The sequence below is a fragment of the Nocardioides aestuarii genome, from assembly GCF_039527245.1.
GTDB lineage: Bacteria > Actinomycetota > Actinomycetes > Propionibacteriales > Nocardioidaceae > Nocardioides > Nocardioides aestuarii.
This window is the reverse complement of record NZ_BAAAJT010000002.1, coordinates 172,321-188,368: the sequence shown is the minus strand read 5'-3', so window position 1 is coordinate 188,368 and position 16,048 is coordinate 172,321. Positions and strand designations below refer to the sequence as shown.

Genomic DNA, 16,048 nt, shown 5'->3' with positions numbered 1-16,048 from the left:
CGGGTCGATCACTCGGACTTGCCGCCCCCGAACATGATCTCGTCCCAGCTGGGGACCGACGCGCGACCGCGCTTGCGGGCCGGCTTGCGGGCCGGCGGCTCGGCGTCACGAGCGGCAGGCGTCTCGACCTCCTCGGAGGCAGGCTCCTCGGGGGCGGCGTCGGACTCGGCCGGGACCTCCTCGAGGTAGGCCTCCACGGACGTCTCGGGGCTCACCATCGAGATGGCGTCGTCACCGAGCGGCAGGAGCTCCTCGGCGTCGGGCTCGGTCGCCGCCGCGCGCCGGGCGCGGGCCCGGGCGATGTCGTCGGACACCGGCGGCGGAGCGGCGGCGGCCGCCGGGGCGTCGCCCACGAGCCAGGTCGCGTCGTCGTTGTCGGCGACGGCGTAGTTGCCCGGGGCGTCGAAGACGAAGCGGGCGATCCCGTGGCGTGCGCCGGCCGAGAAGGCCGCGGTCAGTGTCCACTTGCCGTCCTCGCGGCGGGCGGCGTCCCAGTCGACCGTGTCGGGGTTGACGCCGGCGGAGCGCAGGTGGGACCCGACCGCGTCGCCGAGGGTGCGGGCACCGCCGCCGGGCGCCCCGGTACGCCGGACCGAGGCGCGCTGGGCGCGGTCGGCGACGTGCTGGCGCTCGGCGATCACGGGCGCGGCGAACGGCATGATCGCCTCGACGGTCGTGTGGGCGGCCTGGGCGACGGCCTCGGGGGTCTCGCCGGCCCGGATCCGGGACTGGATGTCACGAGGGCGGAGTGCTGAGTCCATCTTGATCTCCAACTGGCCGAGCCGGGCGTGGTCGCCGCTGAGTGCGGCCTTGAGGCGGTCGTCGACGTCGAGGGTGAACTCGACGCCCCGGGCGCTGACGAGGAGCAGGCGCCTGCCGTCATCGCTCAGTCCGGCGAGCGTGAGGTGGGCCATCGGGGTCGGTCTTCTTCCTGCTCAGGTCGGGTGCGGTCCGGTTCCGGCCGAGCCTACGCCAGCCGAGGAGCCGGTCCGGGACGCCGCGCCCCGCCGTACGACGCGTCGTCGGGCGGGTAACCTCCCGGCGTGTCCCCGGTGCTCGTCGTGCTCGACCTCATGGGCATCTTCGTCTTCGCGATCTCGGGTGCGCTGGTGGCGGTCCGGAAGGAGCTCGACGTCTTCGGCGTCCTCGTCCTGGCGGGGACGACGGGCCTCGGTGGCGGCTTCCTCCGCGACGTCCTCATCGGTGCGACACCGCCGGCGGCGCTCGAGGACTGGCGCTACCTCCTGGTGCCGGTCGTGGCCGGCCTCGTGACCTTCTGGTACCACCCCACCGTCGGGCGGCTCGAGCGGCAGGTCGGGGTCCTCGACGCCTTCGGCCTCGCCCTGTTCTGCGTCGTCGGCGCCCTCAAGTCGGTCGAGTACGGGCTCGGACCGCTGCCGGCCGCCCTGATGGGGATGGTGAGCGCCATCGGGGGCGGCATGGTGCGCGACCTGCTCGCCGGCCGGGTCCCCGCGGTGTTCCGCAGCGAGCTCTACGCCACGCCGGCCCTCGCCGGCGCCGCGATCGCCGTCCTGCTCGACCGGCTCGACCAGCCCTACGCCGTGAGCGCGCTGCTCGGCGCGAGCGTCTGTCTCGCCTGGCGGCTGCTGGCGATGTGGCGCCACTGGCAGGCCCCGATGCCGTCGGGCCCCGCCAGCGTGTGAGTCAGCCGTCGATCGGGATCCCGACCGGCAGCACCAGTGAGTCGGTCAGCGAGTCGAACGGGCCGAGCTCGGCGACCTGGCGGCAGGAACCGGCCGGCACCTCGCAGACGAGCAGCTCGGCGACCGACGAGTCGTCGGCGTCCGCCGCCGCGAGGACGGCCAGTGTCCCCGTGCCGAGCCAGTCGAAGCCGGTCGCGAACCCGCGCCCGCCGACGTCGACGCTGACGCGTTCGCCGCTACGGACGTCGTAGACCTGGAGCTCGTCGGCGTCCCACGTGTAGTAGTGCGCGTCGGGCGAGAGGTAGCCGAGGTCGGCATAGCTGTTGGTCGGCTCGAGCACCGTCGTACCGTCGAGGGTCTCGATGACGACCCCCTGGTCGCCCGAGACCGCGACGAGGTCGTCCTCGAGGTCGCCCAGGTAGGTGCCGCGACCACCGTGGACCGGTGTCTCGGCGAGGCTCTCGAGGTCGACCACGACCGGACCGTTCTCACCGGACCAGTAGGCCCGGCCCGCGTCCAGCGCCGCGAAGTCCCCGGGTTGCGTGCCGGCCGGCGCGTCGTAGCCGGTGATGGTCCCCGCCAGCTGGTCCATCACGACGTACTCCGAACCGTCCCTCGACACCCAGCCGGCCAGACCGGACTCCTCGTCGGAGACCAGACGCAGGTCCCGGGCGTCGGTGCTCCCGACCAGCGTGCGATCACCGTCCTGCCACGACCACACGGCTCCCTTGCCGTCGGCGAGCACGTAGCCACCCGCGGTGCGGACGTAGGCGCGAGGACGGAACTCGAGATCGGTGGTCCGGGCACCCTCGTGGAGGGTCGTGCCGTCGACCCAGCTGATCGGGGCGGCACCGGTCGGCCCGGTCGGCTCGACGGCTCGCTGGTCGGACGTGAGGAACGGTGCCACGAGGACGACGCCGGCAGCGACGGCGGCGATGCCGCCCGCGGCGCCGAGCCGGCGGTGGCGGACCCGGCGGTCGCCCGCGGCGATCATCGTGTCGAGGTCGGGGGCGGCGAAGTCGACGGCGTCCGCCTGCTCGCGCATCAGGGTCTGGAGCTTCTCGGTCATGGGGTCACCACCAGGTCGTGGAGGGGGAGCAGGTCGGCGCTGGCGTCCTCGCCGAGCCGCTCGCGGAGCTTGGAGAGGGCGGCCGAGACCTGGCTCTTCACGGTGCCGACGGCGCACCCGAGCGCCTCGGCGGTCTGGGCCTCGCTGAGGTCCTCGTAGTAGCGGAGCACCACCGCGGCCCGTTGTCGCGCGGGGAGCTCGAGCAGGGCGGCCCACAGCCAGTCCCGCTCGGTCACGTGGTCCTCGTGGCCGAGGCGATGCCCGTCCTCGTGGCGGTCGGTCGGCCGTTCGCCCCACGACTTCCGCCGGAACCAGCTGATCGCGGTCGTGGTGATCGCCTTGCGGGCGTAGGCCTCGGCGTTGGCGGTGTCGCGCAGCCGTGGCCAGGCGACGTAGGTCTTGGTCAGCGCCTCCTGGACGAGGTCCTGGGCCATGCCGACCTCCCCCACCATCAGGTAGGCGCACCGGTGGAGCGCCGCCGAGCGTGCGGAGACGAACTCCGCGAACTCGGCCCTCTGTCTCTCCTTCGTCGTCACGTCAACCCAGACGCGGTGACCGCCCGGAAAGGTTCGGTCACCCGAGGACCCGGCGCAGATAGCCGTTCGCGAAGACCCGGTCGGGGTCGAGCCGGTCGCGCATCGCGAGGAACTCCCCGAAGCGCGGGTACGCCGCCGCGAGGTCCGCAGCCTCCAGGGTGTGCAGCTTCCCCCAGTGGGGTCGCCCGCCGTGGTCCCGCATCACCCGCTCGACGCCCGCGAAGTAGGCCTCGTGGGGGACACCGACGTAGGTGTGGAAGGCGAGGTAGACGCTGTCGTGCCCGTGACTCGTCGACAACGGGGTCGTCTCGGCCGGGGCGAGCCGGATCTCCACCGGGAACGAGATCCGCCAGTCGGAGGCGTCGATGACGCGTCTGGCCTCGGTCAGCGCCGCGACGCCCGCCTCGCGCGGCACGGCGTACTCCATCTCCTTGAAGACCACGCGCCGCTGCGCGGTGAAGACCCGGTGGGCCGGCGCGGTGTAGGTGCGCTCGCTGAGCAACCGGCCGCTGACGTCGTTGACCGCGGGGACGACCGACGGTGCACGGGTGAGGACCCGGTTGAGGCCGCCGAAGAGCGTGTTGGACAGCAGCTCGTCGTCGACCCAGGCGCGCCAGCGGGACAGCGGCTCGTCGTCGACCTGCGCGAGCGGGAGCCGGTCGTTGGTCTTGACCTGCATCCGGTCGGTGTGGGGGAACCAGTAGGCATCGACGTGGTCGTGGGCGTCGTCGAGGTCGAGCAACGAGGCCGTCCCCTCGCCCCACGTGATCGGTCGCTCGTGGGCGCGGAGGGCGAAGAGCGGCTCGACCCGGAAGGTGACGGTCGTCAGGACCCCCAGGGCCCCCAGCCCCACGCGGCCGACGTCGAGGACGTCGGCGTTCTCGGTCTCCGTCGCGCGCAGGACCTCACCGGTCCCGGTCACCAGCTCGAGGCCCGCGACCTGGCCGGACAGCGAGGCGATGCGGCCACCACTGCCGTGGGTGCCGGTCGAGATCGCCCCCGCGAGGGTCTGCTCGGCGATGTCGCCCATGTTGTGCAGCGACAGACCCAAGTGCTCCAGCTCGTGGTTGAGGACGTGGAGCGGCGTGCCCGCCGCGGCCGTCACCGTCATCGCGTCGCGGTCGACGCTGCGGATGCCGGTCAGGTGGGTCGGCAGCAGCATCGTGTGCTCCGGTGCGGCGACGGCGGTGAAGCTGTGGCCGGTGCCGACCATCTTGACCGTCGTCCCGCTGCGTCGGGCCTCGGTCACGGCCGCCACCACGTCGTCGGTGGTGCGCGGCGCGAACACCTGGGCGGGTGTCGCCTCCGCCAGTCCCGACCAGTTCCTCCAGCCCATGCCGCGGACCCTAGCCCGACCTCATGCCCGCGGACGGGGTATCAGCCACGCGACCAGCGCGGCGAGGGCACCGGCCGCGAACGAGACGAGGTAGGCCGCCGACGCGCCGGACCGGTCGACCACCAGACCGGCGAGGGCCGCGCCCGGCCCGACCCCGGCGACCACTCCGCTGTGGAGCACCGACATCCCCTCGGCCAGCCGCGACGGCGGCACGGCGCGCTCCACGAGCGAGGTGACGGCGATCATGGTGGGCGCGATCGCGAAGCCGCCGAGGAGGAGCAGGCCGCCCATGAGCGGCACCGACTCGACCAGCGCCAGCGGCGCCATGGCAACGCACATCCCCAGCGCCCCGACCCGCACCCGGTCGACGGGCGGACGCTTCCAGTGGATCGCGCCGGTCACGAGCCCGGCCAGCAGGCTGCCGAGCGCCCAGAGGGCGAGCAGCGGGCCGGCGTAGGCCTGGGAGCCCTGCTCCTCGGCGAAGGCGACGGTGACGACCTCGGCGCCGCCGAAGAGCGTGCCGAGCGAGAACATGACGACCGCGACCGGCAGCAGCGTCCGCCACGGCAGCGGCTCGGCGGCGCCCTCGCTGCGGCGGCGGGGGTGGGCCGGCGGCTCGGTGGAGCGCTGGACCGCGAGCAGGACGGTGCCGACCAGGCCGGCGACCACCGCGGTCACCACGCCGACCGCGGGACTGATGGTGGTCGCCAGCAGGGTCACCAGGATCGGGCCGAGCATGAAGACGGCCTCGTCGACGACTGCCTCCAGCGCGAACGCGGTCTGGACGTCGGCAGGGCGCTCGCGCAGCACGTGCGACCACCGGGCGCGGACACAGGTGCCGGCGGCCGGCAGCGACCCGCCGCCGAGGGCCGCGAGCACGTAGGTCCACGCGGCGGGCCATCCCGCGCCCACCGCCACGACCAGCATGCCCAGCGAGACGGTGAAGACCGCCACCATCGGCAGCAATACCCGCGACTGCCCGTGGCGGTCGAGCCAGCGCCCCTGGACGATGGCCATCACGGCACCCGCCGCGACGTAGATCGCGGAGACGGCGCCCGCCAGGCCGTAGGACCCGGTCGCGTCCTGGACCAGGAGCACGATCCCGATGCCGACCATCGAGATCGGCAGCCGCGCGACGAACGCCGCCCCGGAGAACCGGCGGCTCCCCGGCACGGTCAGGATCCGACGGTAGGTGTCGAGCATGGCCTCCGAAGCCTACGGCCGCGGGCCGCGAGTCGTCCCACCCGACGTGAGCGTCGTCATCGGCGCCGATCACGACGGTCAGGTCGGGTACGACGGTTGGCCGGCGCCAAATACGATGGGGGCATGACCTCCGACGTGCGCCCGTACGACGCCGTGCTGCTGGTGTCGTTCGGCGGCCCCGAGAAGCCCGACGACGTGATCCCCTTCCTCGAGAACGTGACCCGGGGCAAGAACATCCCCCGCGAGCGGCTGGCCGAGGTGGGGGAGCACTACTTCTCCTTCGGCGGGCGGTCCCCGATCAACGACCAGAACCGTGCCTTCCTCGCCGCGCTCAGGGAGGACCTCGCCGGCGCGGGCATCGACCTCCCGGTCTACTGGGGCAACCGCAACTGGGACCCCTATCTCGCCGACGCGCTGCGGCAGATGGCCGACGACGGCGTCCAGCACGCGGCCTGCTTCGTCACCAGCGCCTACTCCTCCTACTCCGGCTGCCGGCAGTACCGCGAGGACCTCGCGGCCGCCCTCGCCGACGTCCCGGGGGCCCCGGTGCTCGACCGGCTGCGCCACTACTTCAACCACCCGGGGTTCGTGGAGCCGGTCGTCGACGCGACGCTCGCCGCGCTGGCCGAGCTGCCCGCGGACAGCCGCAACGACGCCCACCTCGTCTTCGTCACCCACTCGATCCCGACGTCGATGAACGACGCCAGCGGGCCCGACGGCGGGTGGTACGTCCGCCAGCACGAGAGCGCGGTCGCCGAGGTCGTCGAGCGGGTGCGGCAGGAGACCGGTCACCGGTTCCACTCCGAGCTCGTCTACTGCTCCCGGTCCGGCCCGCCGCAGGTGCCGTGGCTCGAGCCCGACGTCAACGACCACCTCGAGGCGCTCTCGGAGCAGGAGGCGACCGGCGTCGTGATCGTGCCGATCGGCTTTGTCTCCGACCACATGGAGGTCATCTACGACCTCGACACCGAAGCCCTCGACACCGCCCGCAAGCTCGACCTCCCCGCCGTGCGCGCGGCGACGCCGGGGGTCGACCCGCGGTTCGTGGCCGTGGTCCGCGACCTGCTCGTCGAACGGGCCGCCGCTGAGCGGGGCGCGGAGCCCGAGCGACGCTCGGTCGGGGAGCTCGACGCCTCGTGGGACCGCTGCGCCGTCGGGTGCTGCCCCAACCCGCGGGCCGAGCGGCCCGCGGTCGCCGGGGCCGACGCGTGAGCGCCCCGAGCCCGGTCGCGCTCCGCGACCTCGCGCTCGACGTCGCCCAGCAGGCGGCGACCCTGGTCCGCGACCGTCGCGCCGAGGGCGTCAGCGTCGCCGACACGAAGACGAGCGCCACCGACGTCGTCACGGAGGTCGACCGGGCGAGCGAGGAGCTGATCCGCGGGCTCCTGCTCGAGGCGCGCCCCGACGACTCGATCCTCGGTGAGGAGGGCGACGACCACGTCGGCACCAGCGAGGTGCTCTGGATCGTCGACCCGATCGACGGCACCGTGAACTTCCTCTACGGCCTCCCGGAGTACGCCGTCTCGATCGCCGCCGAGGTCGACGGCGAGGTCGTGGCCGGGGTGGTCCTCAACGTGGTGACCGGAGTCGTCTTCGCCGCCGCGCTCGGCCACGGTGCCACCAAGGACGGTCGGCCGATCGGCGTCCGCAGCACGCCGCCGCTGTCCCACCGGCTGGTGCTGACCGGCTTCAGCTATCGCCCCGACCTCCGCGCCGAGCAGGCCGCCCAGGTCGCGCGGCTGCTGCCGCAGGTGCGCGACGTGCGCCGGATCGGGTCCAGCGCGCTCGACATCTGCCACGTCGCGGAGGGGGCCGGCGACGCCTACGTCGAGGAGGGCTCCCAGCGCTGGGACTGGAGTGCAGCAGCCCTCGTGGCCCGTGAGTCGGGCGCCCGGTTCGGACTGCTGCCCAGCGCCGTCGCGGCCCGCCTCGGGGGACCCGGGTCCGACGGCACCCCGACGGTCGTGGTCTGCACGCCGGCGGACGGGTGGGACGACTTCGTGAGCCTGCTCACGGACTGCGGATTCTGCGTGTCCGACGCGGAATAGCCAGCCCCCTCCTACTGTTCACGCGACGGCTCGACGGCCACCCGTCGAACCGGTGTGCACGGTTGATCGCTGATGGTGCACACTGTGGCGCCGAGCGGCGGCACACGACGAGTTTTCATGGGGAGTGGAGAGCAGAGATGGCGACCGACTACGACGCACCTCGCAAGAACGAGGAAGACCAGTCCGAGGAGAGCATCGAAGAGCTCAAGGCGCGTCGTCACGACAAGAACTCCGGCAAGGTCGACGAGGACGAGGCCGAGGCCGCCGAGTCGTTCGAGCTGCCCGGGGCGGACCTGTCCCACGAGGAGCTCGCGGTCGAGGTGAAGCCCAAGCAGGAGGACGAGTTCACCTGCATGAGCTGCTTCCTGGTCCACCACCGCAGCCAGCTCGCGGACGAGAAGAAGATGATCTGCAAGGACTGCGTCTGAGCGCGTCCTCACCGACGAACGGCACGACGCCGGCCACCCCGTGGGGTGGCCGGCGTCGTCGCGTCCGGGGTGGCCCTCAGCTGGTCGGTGCCGGGGCGTCGGGGTCGTCGCGGTCCTTGCGCAGCTCGAGCGGCAGCTGCCCGGTGGACTTCGCGTAGTAGCCGGCGGCGCGGCGTGCGGCCGCCATCCGGGCGAGGCCGATCAGGGCGCCGCTGATGGCCGCCCACGCCACGGCCTCCATCACGTCGACGTCGGGATCGGCCGGGTTGGCCGGCGGCGTCTTGCCGGTGGCGGCCTTCCACGAGGTGTTGAGGGCCTTCTTGGTCACCGCAGCAGCCCCGAGGACCGCGACCAGCGACATGGCCGACCACACCTTGGAACTGTCCGAGCTCTTCTTCGCCATGCCCCGACCCTAGCCCGCGTCAGTCGGCGGCCGGTCCACCCTGGGGTGCGACCGGACCGCGGGCGGTCGCGATCGCCTGCGCGAGCGCGTCGGGGTGCCGGGTCGACAGCAGCCAGTAGGGCGCGGGGTCGGCCGGGTCGTGCAGGTCGACCCGCACCGCGCGCTTGAGGTAGGGGCGGAGCAGCAGGTAGGCCCGGGCGTCGGCGTCGCGGCCCGCGAGCCGGCGGGCGGCGTCGGCGTCGAGCGCCGTCGCGTCGCCGAGGTGGCGCACCTCGATGCCGGCACGCCCGGCCCGCAACCGGCTCTCGCCGACCTCGATCCGGGCCGCGCCGTAGGAGAGCAGCACCGCCGCCATCAGGGCGAGACCGACCGCGGTCACGGTCCACGCGACGATCCCGGGGAGCGCGACGACGGTCGCCAGCCACAGGCTGACGACGAGCATCGTGCCCTGCACCCACCACCGCAGCGGCACGGTCAGCCGCTCGGCGTACTGCGTCTCCACGGGCCAGATCCTAGGAGCCGGGCCGGCGGGTAGTGTCACCGGCCGTGCCTCTCGAGATCCAGGTGGTCCGCCTCGACCCCGACCTGCCGCTGCCGGCCTACGCCCACCCGGGGGACGCCGGCGCCGACCTGCTGACGACCGTCGACGTCACGCTGCGGCCGGGGGAGCGGGCGATGGTCCCGACCGGCATCGCGATCGCGCTGCCCGACGGCTACGTCGCGCTGGTCCACCCCCGCTCGGGCCTGGCCGCCCGCCACGGGCTCTCCATCGTCAACACCCCGGGCACGGTGGACGCCGGCTACCGCGGCGAGATCAAGGTCATGCTGATCAACCACGATCCGGTCGAGCCGGTCGAGCTGCGTCGCGGCGACCGGATCGCCCAGCTCGTCGTCCAGCGGTTCGAGCGCGCCGCGTTCACCGAGGTCGAGGCACTCGCCGAGTCCGCGCGGGGTGAGGGGGGTTACGGTTCTACTGGAGGATTCGGTCGTTCCTGACCGGTCCGGAGGAGATGACGTGAAGTTCGGTCGCAAGGCGCGCGAGGCAGCCGAGACCCCCCAGGCGGAGACCAGGCCCACGGACGGGGCCGACGAGCCGACCGCTCCCGCCGAGCCCGGACCCTACGACGCCGAGGACCTCGGCGACGACGGCGTCCAGCGGGTCGACCTCGGATCGATGCTGGTGCCGCCGGTCCCCGGCAGCGAGCTGCGGATCCAGGTGGACGAGAAGACCCAGCAGGTCCAGTCCGTGCTGCTCGCCGGCGCCGACGGTGCGCTCGAGCTGCGCGCCTTCTCCGCGCCGCGCAACGGCGACCTGTGGAGCGAGGTCCGTCCCCAGCTGGCGGCCGACATGGCCCGCCGCGGCGGCACCGCGACCGAGCGCGAGGGGCGGTTCGGCACCGAGTTGGTCTGCCAGCTCACCGTGAAGACCGCCGACGGCCGCACCGGCCAGCAGCCTTCGCGGATCGTCGGCATCAACGGCTCGCGCTGGATGGTCCGCGCGACCTTCCTCGGCAAGCCGGCCGTCGAACCGGAGGCCGCTGGTGTGTGGGAGGACGCGCTGGCGCGCCTGGCCGTACGTCGTGGCGACCACGCGATGCCGGTCGGCGACCCGCTCCCGGTCGTGCTCCCTGAGCAGGCTCGCCGGGTCGGCGCGCCCGGCCAGGGCACCCTCGACGGCTGAGACCCGGACGTGGGCGAGAAGAGCCGGCTGCGACGCAGCCTGAGCCGGTGGGCGAACGTGTCCGAGGCCCACGCGCGCGACCTGCGCCGCGACCTCGGGCAGAAGGCGGCGGTGACGATCGAGGAGGCGCCTGACCGGGTGCCGGTGACCGTCCAGGGGTCGCTGCGCACGATCACGCTGCGCCCTCGCGGCGGCGTACCCGCCCTGGAGGCGGAGCTCGAGGACGGCTCGGGCGTGCTGACCGTGATCTGGCTCGGCCGGCGCCGGATCTCCGGGATCTCGCCGGGCCGCTCGATGCGGGTCACCGGCCGGATCGGACGCCTCGAGGGCGTCCGGACCATGTACAACCCGCGCTACGAGCTGCTGCCGTGAGCGCCGACGACCAGGAATCCCCCGTGGACGAGCCGGTGGAGCGACCGCACGCCGACGCCGAGACGGTCGAGCAGGTCGTCCGGGCCCAGCTGTCCAAGGCGCTCGGCGGCCGCCGCGGCATGGCGGAGGCCGCTGTCCCGACGATCCTCTTCACCGCCGTCTGGCTGATCGTCCACGAGCTCCAGGTGGCGCTCGTCGTCAGCATCGCGGCCGCTCTCGTCCTGCTCGTGGTGCGGCTCGTCCAGCGCTCCACCGTCCAGTTCGTCGTCAACGCGCTGGTCGGCATCGGCATCGGCTGGCTGTTCGTCACGATGGCGGCGCGCGGCGGCGCCTCGGGCGAGGAGCAGGCGCTCGCCTACTTCCTGCCGGGGATCCTCTACAACGCCGGCTACGCCGTGGTCATGGGCCTCACCTGCATCATCGGGTGGCCGCTGGTCGGGTTCATGGTCGGCAGCGTCACCGGTGACCCGACGGCGTGGCACGAGGACCGCCAGGTCGTCCGACTGTGCACCCGCCTCACCTGGCTGCTGGTGCTGCCCTGCGTCGTGCGCGCGGCGCTCCAGGCGCCGGTCTACCTCGGCGGTCGCTCCGGCTCGATCGACGCCGACACCGCCATCGCGCTGCTGGGCGTCATGAAGATCGGCCTGGGCTGGCCGCTCCAGCTCGCCGCGCTGGCCGCGATGGTGTGGCTGCTGGCCCGCAACCACACGCCCATCAAGGGATCCTCAGCCGCCGTGGAGTGAGGGCGCGAGCAGCCGCTCGAGATCGTTCTCGACGTCCGCGCTGACGACGAACAGCAGCTCGTCACCGGACTCGACCGGCTCCTCGGCGTCGGGCGTGTAGACCTGCCCGTCGCGCAGGATCGTGACCAGCGCGCAGTTCTCCGGGAAGGGGATCAGCCCGGCCGGCTTCCCGACGTAGGGCGAGTCCTCCGGCAGCGTGAGCTCGACCAGGTTGGCGTTGCCCTGGCGGAAGGTGAAGAGCCGGACGAGGTCGCCGACTGTGACCGCCTCCTCCACCAGCGCCGACATGATGCGCGGGGTCGAGACGTTGACGTCGACGCCCCACGCCTCGGAGAAGAGCCACTCGTTGTTCGGGTGGTTGACCCGGCCGACCGTGCGGGGGACGCCGAACTCGGTCTTCGCGAGCAGCGAGGTCACGAGGTTGACCTTGTCGTCGCCGGTCGCGGCGATGACGACGTCGCACTGGTCGAGCCGTGCCTCCTCGAGCGAGGACATCTCGCAGGAGTCGGCGAGGAGCCACTCGGCGTCGGGCACCCGCTCGGGCTTGATGGCTCCGGGGTCCTTGTCGACGAGCAGGACCTGGTGACCGTTGCCGATCAGCTCGCGGGCGATGGAGCGGCCGACGGCCCCGGCTCCTGCGATGGCGACCTTCATGGCGTCAGTTCTCCTCGGGTCCGCGCTCGAAGACGGCGTAGGCGCCGGCGGCGTTCTCCTCGCGCATGACGAGGTGGAGCAGGTCGCCCTCCTGGATCACGGTCTCGCGGGTGGGCAGCATGCCCTCGCCGAGCCGGTCGATCCAGGCGATGCGCACCTTCGACTGCTCCTGCAGGTGGATGGTGCGGTGGCCGATCCACTTCTCGGGCACCGGCACCTGGTCGACCCGGATCGTCCCCGAGGGGTCGCGGAAGTCGGGCTCGGCCCCGACCGGCAGCAGCCGACGGAGCACTTGGTCGGCGGTCCACTTCACCGTCGCGACGGTGGTGATGCCGAGGCGCTGGTAGACCTCCGCCCGGCCGGGGTCGTAGATCCGGGCGACGACCTGCTCGATGCCGAAGGTCTCCCGCGCGACCCGCGCAGCGATGATGTTGGAGTTGTCACCGCTCGAGACCGCCGCGAACGCGTCGGCGCGCCGGATGCCGGCCTTCTCCAGGACCTCCTGGTCGAAACCGATCCCGGTGACCTTGTCGCCGTTGAACGACGGGCCGAGGCGCCGGAAGGCGTCGGGCTCGCTGTCGATGACGGAGACGGTGTGGTTGCGCTCCTCGAGGCTCCGGGCAAGGGTCGAGCCGACGCGGCCGCAGCCCATGATCACGACGTGCACGACACGAACGTTATCCCAGACGATGCGCGCGCACGGGTGGTCAGGGTCTAGCCTTTCCCGACGTGGGTGTCGGCGACGTCTCCAAGCGGATCCTTCTGGGTCGCAAGCTGCGAAGCTCGCAGCTCGGTGAGACGTTGCTCCCCAAGAAGATCGCGCTCCCTGTGTTCGCCAGCGACGCCCTCTCGTCGGTGGCCTACGCGCCTGACGAGGTCTTCATCATGCTCGCCGCGGCGGGCGCGTCGACCTACGTCTGGTCGTGGAAGATCGGGATCGCCGTCGCGCTCGTCATGCTCACCGTCGTGGCGTCCTACCGCCAGACCGTCCACGCCTACCCGTCCGGCGGTGGTGACTACGAGGTGGCCACGGTCAACCTCGGCCGCAACGCGGGCGTCACCGTCGCCAGCGCGCTGCTGGTCGACTACGTCCTGACGGTCGCGGTGTCGATCTCCTCGGCCGCGCAGTACGCCGCGGGCGCGATCCCCGCGCTGATCGGCCACGAGGCGTTCGCGGCGCTGATCGCGGTCGTCGTCCTGACCGCCCTCAACCTGCGCGGCGTACGCGAGTCGGGCACCTTCTTCGCGGTCCCGACCTACCTCTTCATGGCCGCGATCCTCGGCATGTGCCTCTTCGGGCTGCTCCAGCTCCTCGGCGGGACGCTGCCGCCGGCGGAGAGCGCCGGGCTGGAGATCGAGCCCGCCGAGGGCTGGGAGGGCCCGCTGACCCAGGTCGCGCTGGTCTTCCTGCTGGCGCGCGCGTTCTCGTCGGGCTGTGCGGCACTCACCGGCGTGGAGGCGATCTCCAACGGGGTGCCGGCGTTCCGGCGCCCCAAGAGCCGCAACGCCGCGACCACGCTGCTGCTCCTCGCCCTGATCGCGATCTCGATGATGATGAGCGTCATCGTGCTCGCCCAGCAGATGGGGGTGCGCTACGTCGATCCCCACGAGCTCGACCGGCTGCGGGCCGCCGGCGGGGGAGCGCTGCCCGCGGGCTACGAGCAGCATCCGCTCATCTCCCAGATCGCGAACGGGGTCTTCGCCGACTTCCCGCCGGGGTTCTACTTCGTCACCACCGTCACCGGCGTGATCCTGGTGCTCGCCGCCAACACGGCCTTCAACGGCTTCCCGGTGCTCGGCTCGATCCTCGCCCAGGACGGGCTCGCGCCGCGGGCCCTCGGCTCGCGCGGCGACCGGCTGGCCTACAGCAACGGCATCATCTTTCTCGCGGTCATGGCGGGGCTGCTGATCTGGATCTTCGACGCCGAGACGACCAAGCTGATCCAGCTCTACATCGTCGGCGTCTTCGTCTCCTTCAACCTCAGCCAGCTCGGCATGATCCGCCACTGGACGCGCCACCTCCAGCACGAGCACGACGCCGCAGAGCGGCGCCGGATGATGCGGTCGCGGGCGATCAACACCTTCGGCCTCGGCATGACCGCGGTCGTGCTCGTGATCGTGCTGATCACGAAGTTCCTCGCCGGCGCGTGGATCACGATCCTCGCGATGGTCGCCTTCTTCGCGGTGATGCAGGGCATCAGCCGCCACTACGCCAACGTCGCCGAGGAGCTCGCGGCCGACGAGGAGGACAAGGTCCTGCCGACCCGCGTCCACGCGATCGTGCTGGTCGGCAAGCTCCACAAGCCGACGCTGCGGGCGTTGGCCTTCGCGAAGGCGTCGCGTCCCAACATCCTCGAAGCGGTCTACGTCGGTACTGACACGGCGGCGACCAACCGGCTGCTCTCCGACTGGGACCAGCGCAACCTCGGCGTCCCGCTCAAGATCCTCCACTCGCCCTATCGCGAGATCGTGCGGCCGATCTCCGAGTACGCCGCCGAGATCCGCAAGGCCAACCCGCGGGGCGTGGTCGCGGTCTACATCCCGGAGTACGTCGTCGGCCGCTGGTGGGAGCAGCTGCTCCACAACCAGACGGCGCTGCGCCTCAAGGGACGGCTGCTGTTCTCGCCCGGCGTCATGGTCATCTCGGTGCCCTACCAGCTGCGCTCCTCCCAGATCGCGAGGGAGCGCGCCCTGCGGGAGGACACCGCCATCCGGTCGGGCGACGTCCGTCGCGGCCGCGTGGGCGACCGATCACGCAACGGACAGATCGGCCGATGAGCCGCGCCCCGCGGCAGCGCCGGCAGCGGGGCCGTTCCCGGGTGGGGGAGACGTTCCGCGCCGAGATCGGTCCCGTGGCCCACGGCGGGCACTGTGTCGCCCGGGTGGTGACCGACCCGTCGGTCGAGCCCGTCGAGACCAGGGTCGTCTTCGTCCGCCACGCGCTCCCCGGCGAGGTGGTCGACCTGGTGGTGACCGAGGGGTCCGACGGCGACCGGTTCTGGCGTGCGGACGCCGTCGAGGTCCACGAGCCGTCGGCCGACCGGGTCGAGCCGCCCTGTCCCTACACCGGACCGGACGCGTGCGGGGGCTGCGACTTCCAGCACGTCGGCCTCCTCGCCCAGCGCGCGCTCAAGGCGGCGGTCGTGCGCGAGCAGCTGACCCGGCTCGCGGGGCTCGACCTGCCGGTCACCGTCGAGGCCGTCCCCGGTGACCAGGACGGGCTGCGGTGGCGCACCCGCCAGCGCTACGTCGAGCTTCCCGACGGCCGCCTCGGCATGCGCAAGCACCGCTCCCACGACGTCGTCGCGGTGGACGAGTGCCTGCTGGAGGCCCCGGCCGACGCCGACCACGTGGTGCTCGGCAGGTCGTTCTCGGTCGCGCCGGGCGGGTTCTGGCAGGTCCACCCCGGCGCCCCGGAGGCGCTGGTGTCGACGGTTCTCGAGCTGCTGGCGCCGCAACCCGGCGAGTCGGTGCTCGATCTCTATGCGGGCGTCGGCCTGTTCGCGACGTTCGTCGCCGAGCGGACCGGCGGGCGGGTCGCGGCCGTCGAGGCCGACCGCGAGGCGTGCCGCCACGCGCGCCTCAACGTGGGGGAGCGCGCCGACGTGACTGCGGGCCCGGTCGACCGCGTCCTCGCGACGGCCTACGACGAGCCCTTCGACCTCGTCGTCCTCGACCCGCCACGGGAGGGAGCGAAGCGGAAGGTCGTCGAGCAGGTCGTCGACCGCGCGCCACGCGCCGTCGCCTACGTCGCCTGCGACCCGGCCGCGCTGGCCCGCGACGTCGCCATCTTCGCCGAGCACGGCTATGCCGTCAGTGGACTGCGCGCCTTCGACCTCTTCCCCATGACCCACCACGTCGAGTGCGTGGCACTGCTGACGCGAGTCGGCCCCGGAGCGCGCTGAGGCCCC

The 16,048-nt window shown here is 72.7% G+C and carries 19 protein-coding genes; 10 read left to right on the top strand and 9 right to left on the bottom strand.

Annotated features, from left to right (window positions below; translation table 11 throughout):
* Positions 1–8: 8 nt before the first annotated feature.
* A complete protein-coding gene (gene sepH, locus ABD091_RS01035) occupies positions 9–914 on the bottom strand; it encodes a septation protein SepH (RefSeq protein WP_343915254.1) in 906 nt (301 codons plus the stop codon).
* A 129-nt stretch (positions 915–1,043) separates the two neighbouring features.
* Between sepH and ABD091_RS01030 the strand changes: the two genes are divergently transcribed.
* The gene (locus tag ABD091_RS01030) at positions 1,044–1,664 is read left to right on the top strand and encodes a trimeric intracellular cation channel family protein (protein WP_343915253.1); all 621 of its coding nucleotides are present in this window, start codon (positions 1,044–1,046) and stop codon (positions 1,662–1,664) included.
* Between the two features lies 1 nt (position 1,665).
* On the opposite strand, the gene ABD091_RS01025 is transcribed toward ABD091_RS01030, so the two are convergent.
* From ABD091_RS01025 to ABD091_RS01010, 4 genes are read right to left on the bottom strand one after another with little or no spacing between them, the layout of a single operon-like run.
* Complete coding sequence (locus tag ABD091_RS01025; protein WP_343915252.1) at positions 1,666–2,733, bottom strand: hypothetical protein; 1,068 nt, start codon at positions 2,731–2,733, stop codon at positions 1,666–1,668.
* Entirely contained in the window at positions 2,730–3,269 is a 540-nt protein-coding gene (locus tag ABD091_RS01020; protein ID WP_343915251.1) for a SigE family RNA polymerase sigma factor, read from the bottom strand. The genes ABD091_RS01025 and ABD091_RS01020 overlap by 4 nt, the downstream gene beginning before the upstream one ends.
* Positions 3,270–3,306: 37 nt before the next feature.
* A complete protein-coding gene (locus ABD091_RS01015) occupies positions 3,307–4,605 on the bottom strand; it encodes a D-arabinono-1,4-lactone oxidase (protein ID WP_343915249.1) in 1,299 nt (432 codons plus the stop codon).
* Between the two features lie 21 nt (positions 4,606–4,626).
* Positions 4,627–5,808: an MFS transporter gene (locus ABD091_RS01010; protein WP_343915248.1), complete on the bottom strand. Its 1,182-nt coding sequence runs from the start codon at positions 5,806–5,808 to the stop codon at positions 4,627–4,629.
* A gap of 123 nt (positions 5,809–5,931) precedes the next feature.
* Here ABD091_RS01010 and ABD091_RS01005 point away from each other — a divergent pair, with 123 nt between their 5' ends.
* From ABD091_RS01005 to ABD091_RS00995, 3 genes are all read left to right on the top strand, one after another.
* The gene (locus tag ABD091_RS01005; RefSeq protein ID WP_343915247.1) at positions 5,932–7,020 is read left to right on the top strand and encodes a ferrochelatase; all 1,089 of its coding nucleotides are present in this window, start codon (positions 5,932–5,934) and stop codon (positions 7,018–7,020) included.
* Positions 7,017–7,856 (top strand): inositol monophosphatase family protein, encoded by an 840-nt coding sequence (locus ABD091_RS01000; protein ID WP_343915246.1) that lies wholly within the window; start codon positions 7,017–7,019, stop codon positions 7,854–7,856. Before ABD091_RS01005 ends, ABD091_RS01000 begins: the two co-directional genes overlap by 4 nt.
* Positions 7,857–7,993: 137 nt before the next feature.
* On the top strand, positions 7,994–8,284 hold the full coding sequence (locus ABD091_RS00995) for a DUF4193 domain-containing protein (protein WP_343915245.1): 291 nt from the start codon (positions 7,994–7,996) through the stop codon (positions 8,282–8,284).
* A 76-nt stretch (positions 8,285–8,360) separates the two neighbouring features.
* Here ABD091_RS00995 and ABD091_RS00990 read toward each other — a convergent pair whose 3' ends face one another.
* On the bottom strand, positions 8,361–8,687 hold the full coding sequence (locus tag ABD091_RS00990) for a DUF4235 domain-containing protein (RefSeq protein WP_343915244.1): 327 nt from the start codon (positions 8,685–8,687) through the stop codon (positions 8,361–8,363).
* A 19-nt stretch (positions 8,688–8,706) separates the two neighbouring features.
* Positions 8,707–9,189 (bottom strand): DUF3093 domain-containing protein, encoded by a 483-nt coding sequence (locus tag ABD091_RS00985; protein ID WP_343915243.1) that lies wholly within the window; start codon positions 9,187–9,189, stop codon positions 8,707–8,709.
* 44 nt (positions 9,190–9,233) lie between these two features.
* Here ABD091_RS00985 and dut point away from each other — a divergent pair, with 44 nt between their 5' ends.
* From dut to ABD091_RS00965, 4 genes are read left to right on the top strand one after another with little or no spacing between them, the layout of a single operon-like run.
* The gene (gene dut, locus ABD091_RS00980; protein ID WP_343915242.1) at positions 9,234–9,683 is read left to right on the top strand and encodes a dUTP diphosphatase; all 450 of its coding nucleotides are present in this window, start codon (positions 9,234–9,236) and stop codon (positions 9,681–9,683) included.
* 19 nt (positions 9,684–9,702) lie between these two features.
* A complete protein-coding gene (locus ABD091_RS00975; protein WP_343915241.1) occupies positions 9,703–10,368 on the top strand; it encodes a DUF3710 domain-containing protein in 666 nt (221 codons plus the stop codon).
* Between the two features lie 9 nt (positions 10,369–10,377).
* The gene (locus tag ABD091_RS00970) at positions 10,378–10,740 is read left to right on the top strand and encodes an OB-fold nucleic acid binding domain-containing protein (RefSeq protein WP_343915240.1); all 363 of its coding nucleotides are present in this window, start codon (positions 10,378–10,380) and stop codon (positions 10,738–10,740) included.
* A 23-nt stretch (positions 10,741–10,763) separates the two neighbouring features.
* Positions 10,764–11,483, top strand: a complete 720-nt coding sequence (locus ABD091_RS00965) for a DUF3159 domain-containing protein (protein ID WP_343915238.1) — start codon at positions 10,764–10,766, stop codon at positions 11,481–11,483.
* On the opposite strand, the gene ABD091_RS00960 is transcribed toward ABD091_RS00965, so the two are convergent.
* Together ABD091_RS00960 and ABD091_RS00955 are read right to left on the bottom strand one after the other, a co-directional pair.
* A complete protein-coding gene (locus tag ABD091_RS00960; RefSeq protein ID WP_343915237.1) occupies positions 11,466–12,137 on the bottom strand; it encodes a potassium channel family protein in 672 nt (223 codons plus the stop codon). The genes ABD091_RS00965 and ABD091_RS00960 overlap by 18 nt on opposite strands.
* Positions 12,138–12,141: 4 nt before the next feature.
* Positions 12,142–12,789 carry a potassium channel family protein gene (locus ABD091_RS00955; RefSeq protein WP_379189209.1) on the bottom strand — a complete coding sequence of 216 codons (648 nt, stop codon included), beginning with the start codon at positions 12,787–12,789 and terminating at the stop codon, positions 12,142–12,144.
* 77 nt (positions 12,790–12,866) lie between these two features.
* Here ABD091_RS00955 and ABD091_RS00950 point away from each other — a divergent pair, with 77 nt between their 5' ends.
* The gene (locus ABD091_RS00950) at positions 12,867–14,915 is read left to right on the top strand and encodes an APC family permease (RefSeq protein ID WP_343915235.1); all 2,049 of its coding nucleotides are present in this window, start codon (positions 12,867–12,869) and stop codon (positions 14,913–14,915) included.
* Complete coding sequence (locus ABD091_RS00945) at positions 14,912–16,042, top strand: class I SAM-dependent RNA methyltransferase (RefSeq protein WP_343915234.1); 1,131 nt, start codon at positions 14,912–14,914, stop codon at positions 16,040–16,042. Before ABD091_RS00950 ends, ABD091_RS00945 begins: the two co-directional genes overlap by 4 nt.
* The last annotated feature ends 6 nt before the right edge of the window (positions 16,043–16,048 follow it).

Coding starts and splice junctions, on each gene's coding strand:
- sepH (WP_343915254.1), bottom strand. CDS start 914: ATGGCCCACCTCACGCTCGCCGGACTGAGCGATGACGGCAGGCGCCTG.
- ABD091_RS01025 (WP_343915252.1), bottom strand. CDS start 2,733: ATGACCGAGAAGCTCCAGACCCTGATGCGCGAGCAGGCGGACGCCGTC.
- ABD091_RS01015 (WP_343915249.1), bottom strand. CDS start 4,605: ATGGGCTGGAGGAACTGGTCGGGACTGGCGGAGGCGACACCCGCCCAG.
- ABD091_RS01010 (WP_343915248.1), bottom strand. CDS start 5,808: ATGCTCGACACCTACCGTCGGATCCTGACCGTGCCGGGGAGCCGCCGG.
- ABD091_RS01005 (WP_343915247.1), top strand. CDS start 5,932: ATGACCTCCGACGTGCGCCCGTACGACGCCGTGCTGCTGGTGTCGTTC.
- ABD091_RS00995 (WP_343915245.1), top strand. CDS start 7,994: ATGGCGACCGACTACGACGCACCTCGCAAGAACGAGGAAGACCAGTCC.
- ABD091_RS00990 (WP_343915244.1), bottom strand. CDS start 8,687: ATGGCGAAGAAGAGCTCGGACAGTTCCAAGGTGTGGTCGGCCATGTCG.
- ABD091_RS00960 (WP_343915237.1), bottom strand. CDS start 12,137: ATGAAGGTCGCCATCGCAGGAGCCGGGGCCGTCGGCCGCTCCATCGCC.
- ABD091_RS00955 (WP_379189209.1), bottom strand. CDS start 12,789: ATGGGCTGCGGCCGCGTCGGCTCGACCCTTGCCCGGAGCCTCGAGGAG.
- ABD091_RS00945 (WP_343915234.1), top strand. CDS start 14,912: ATGAGCCGCGCCCCGCGGCAGCGCCGGCAGCGGGGCCGTTCCCGGGTG.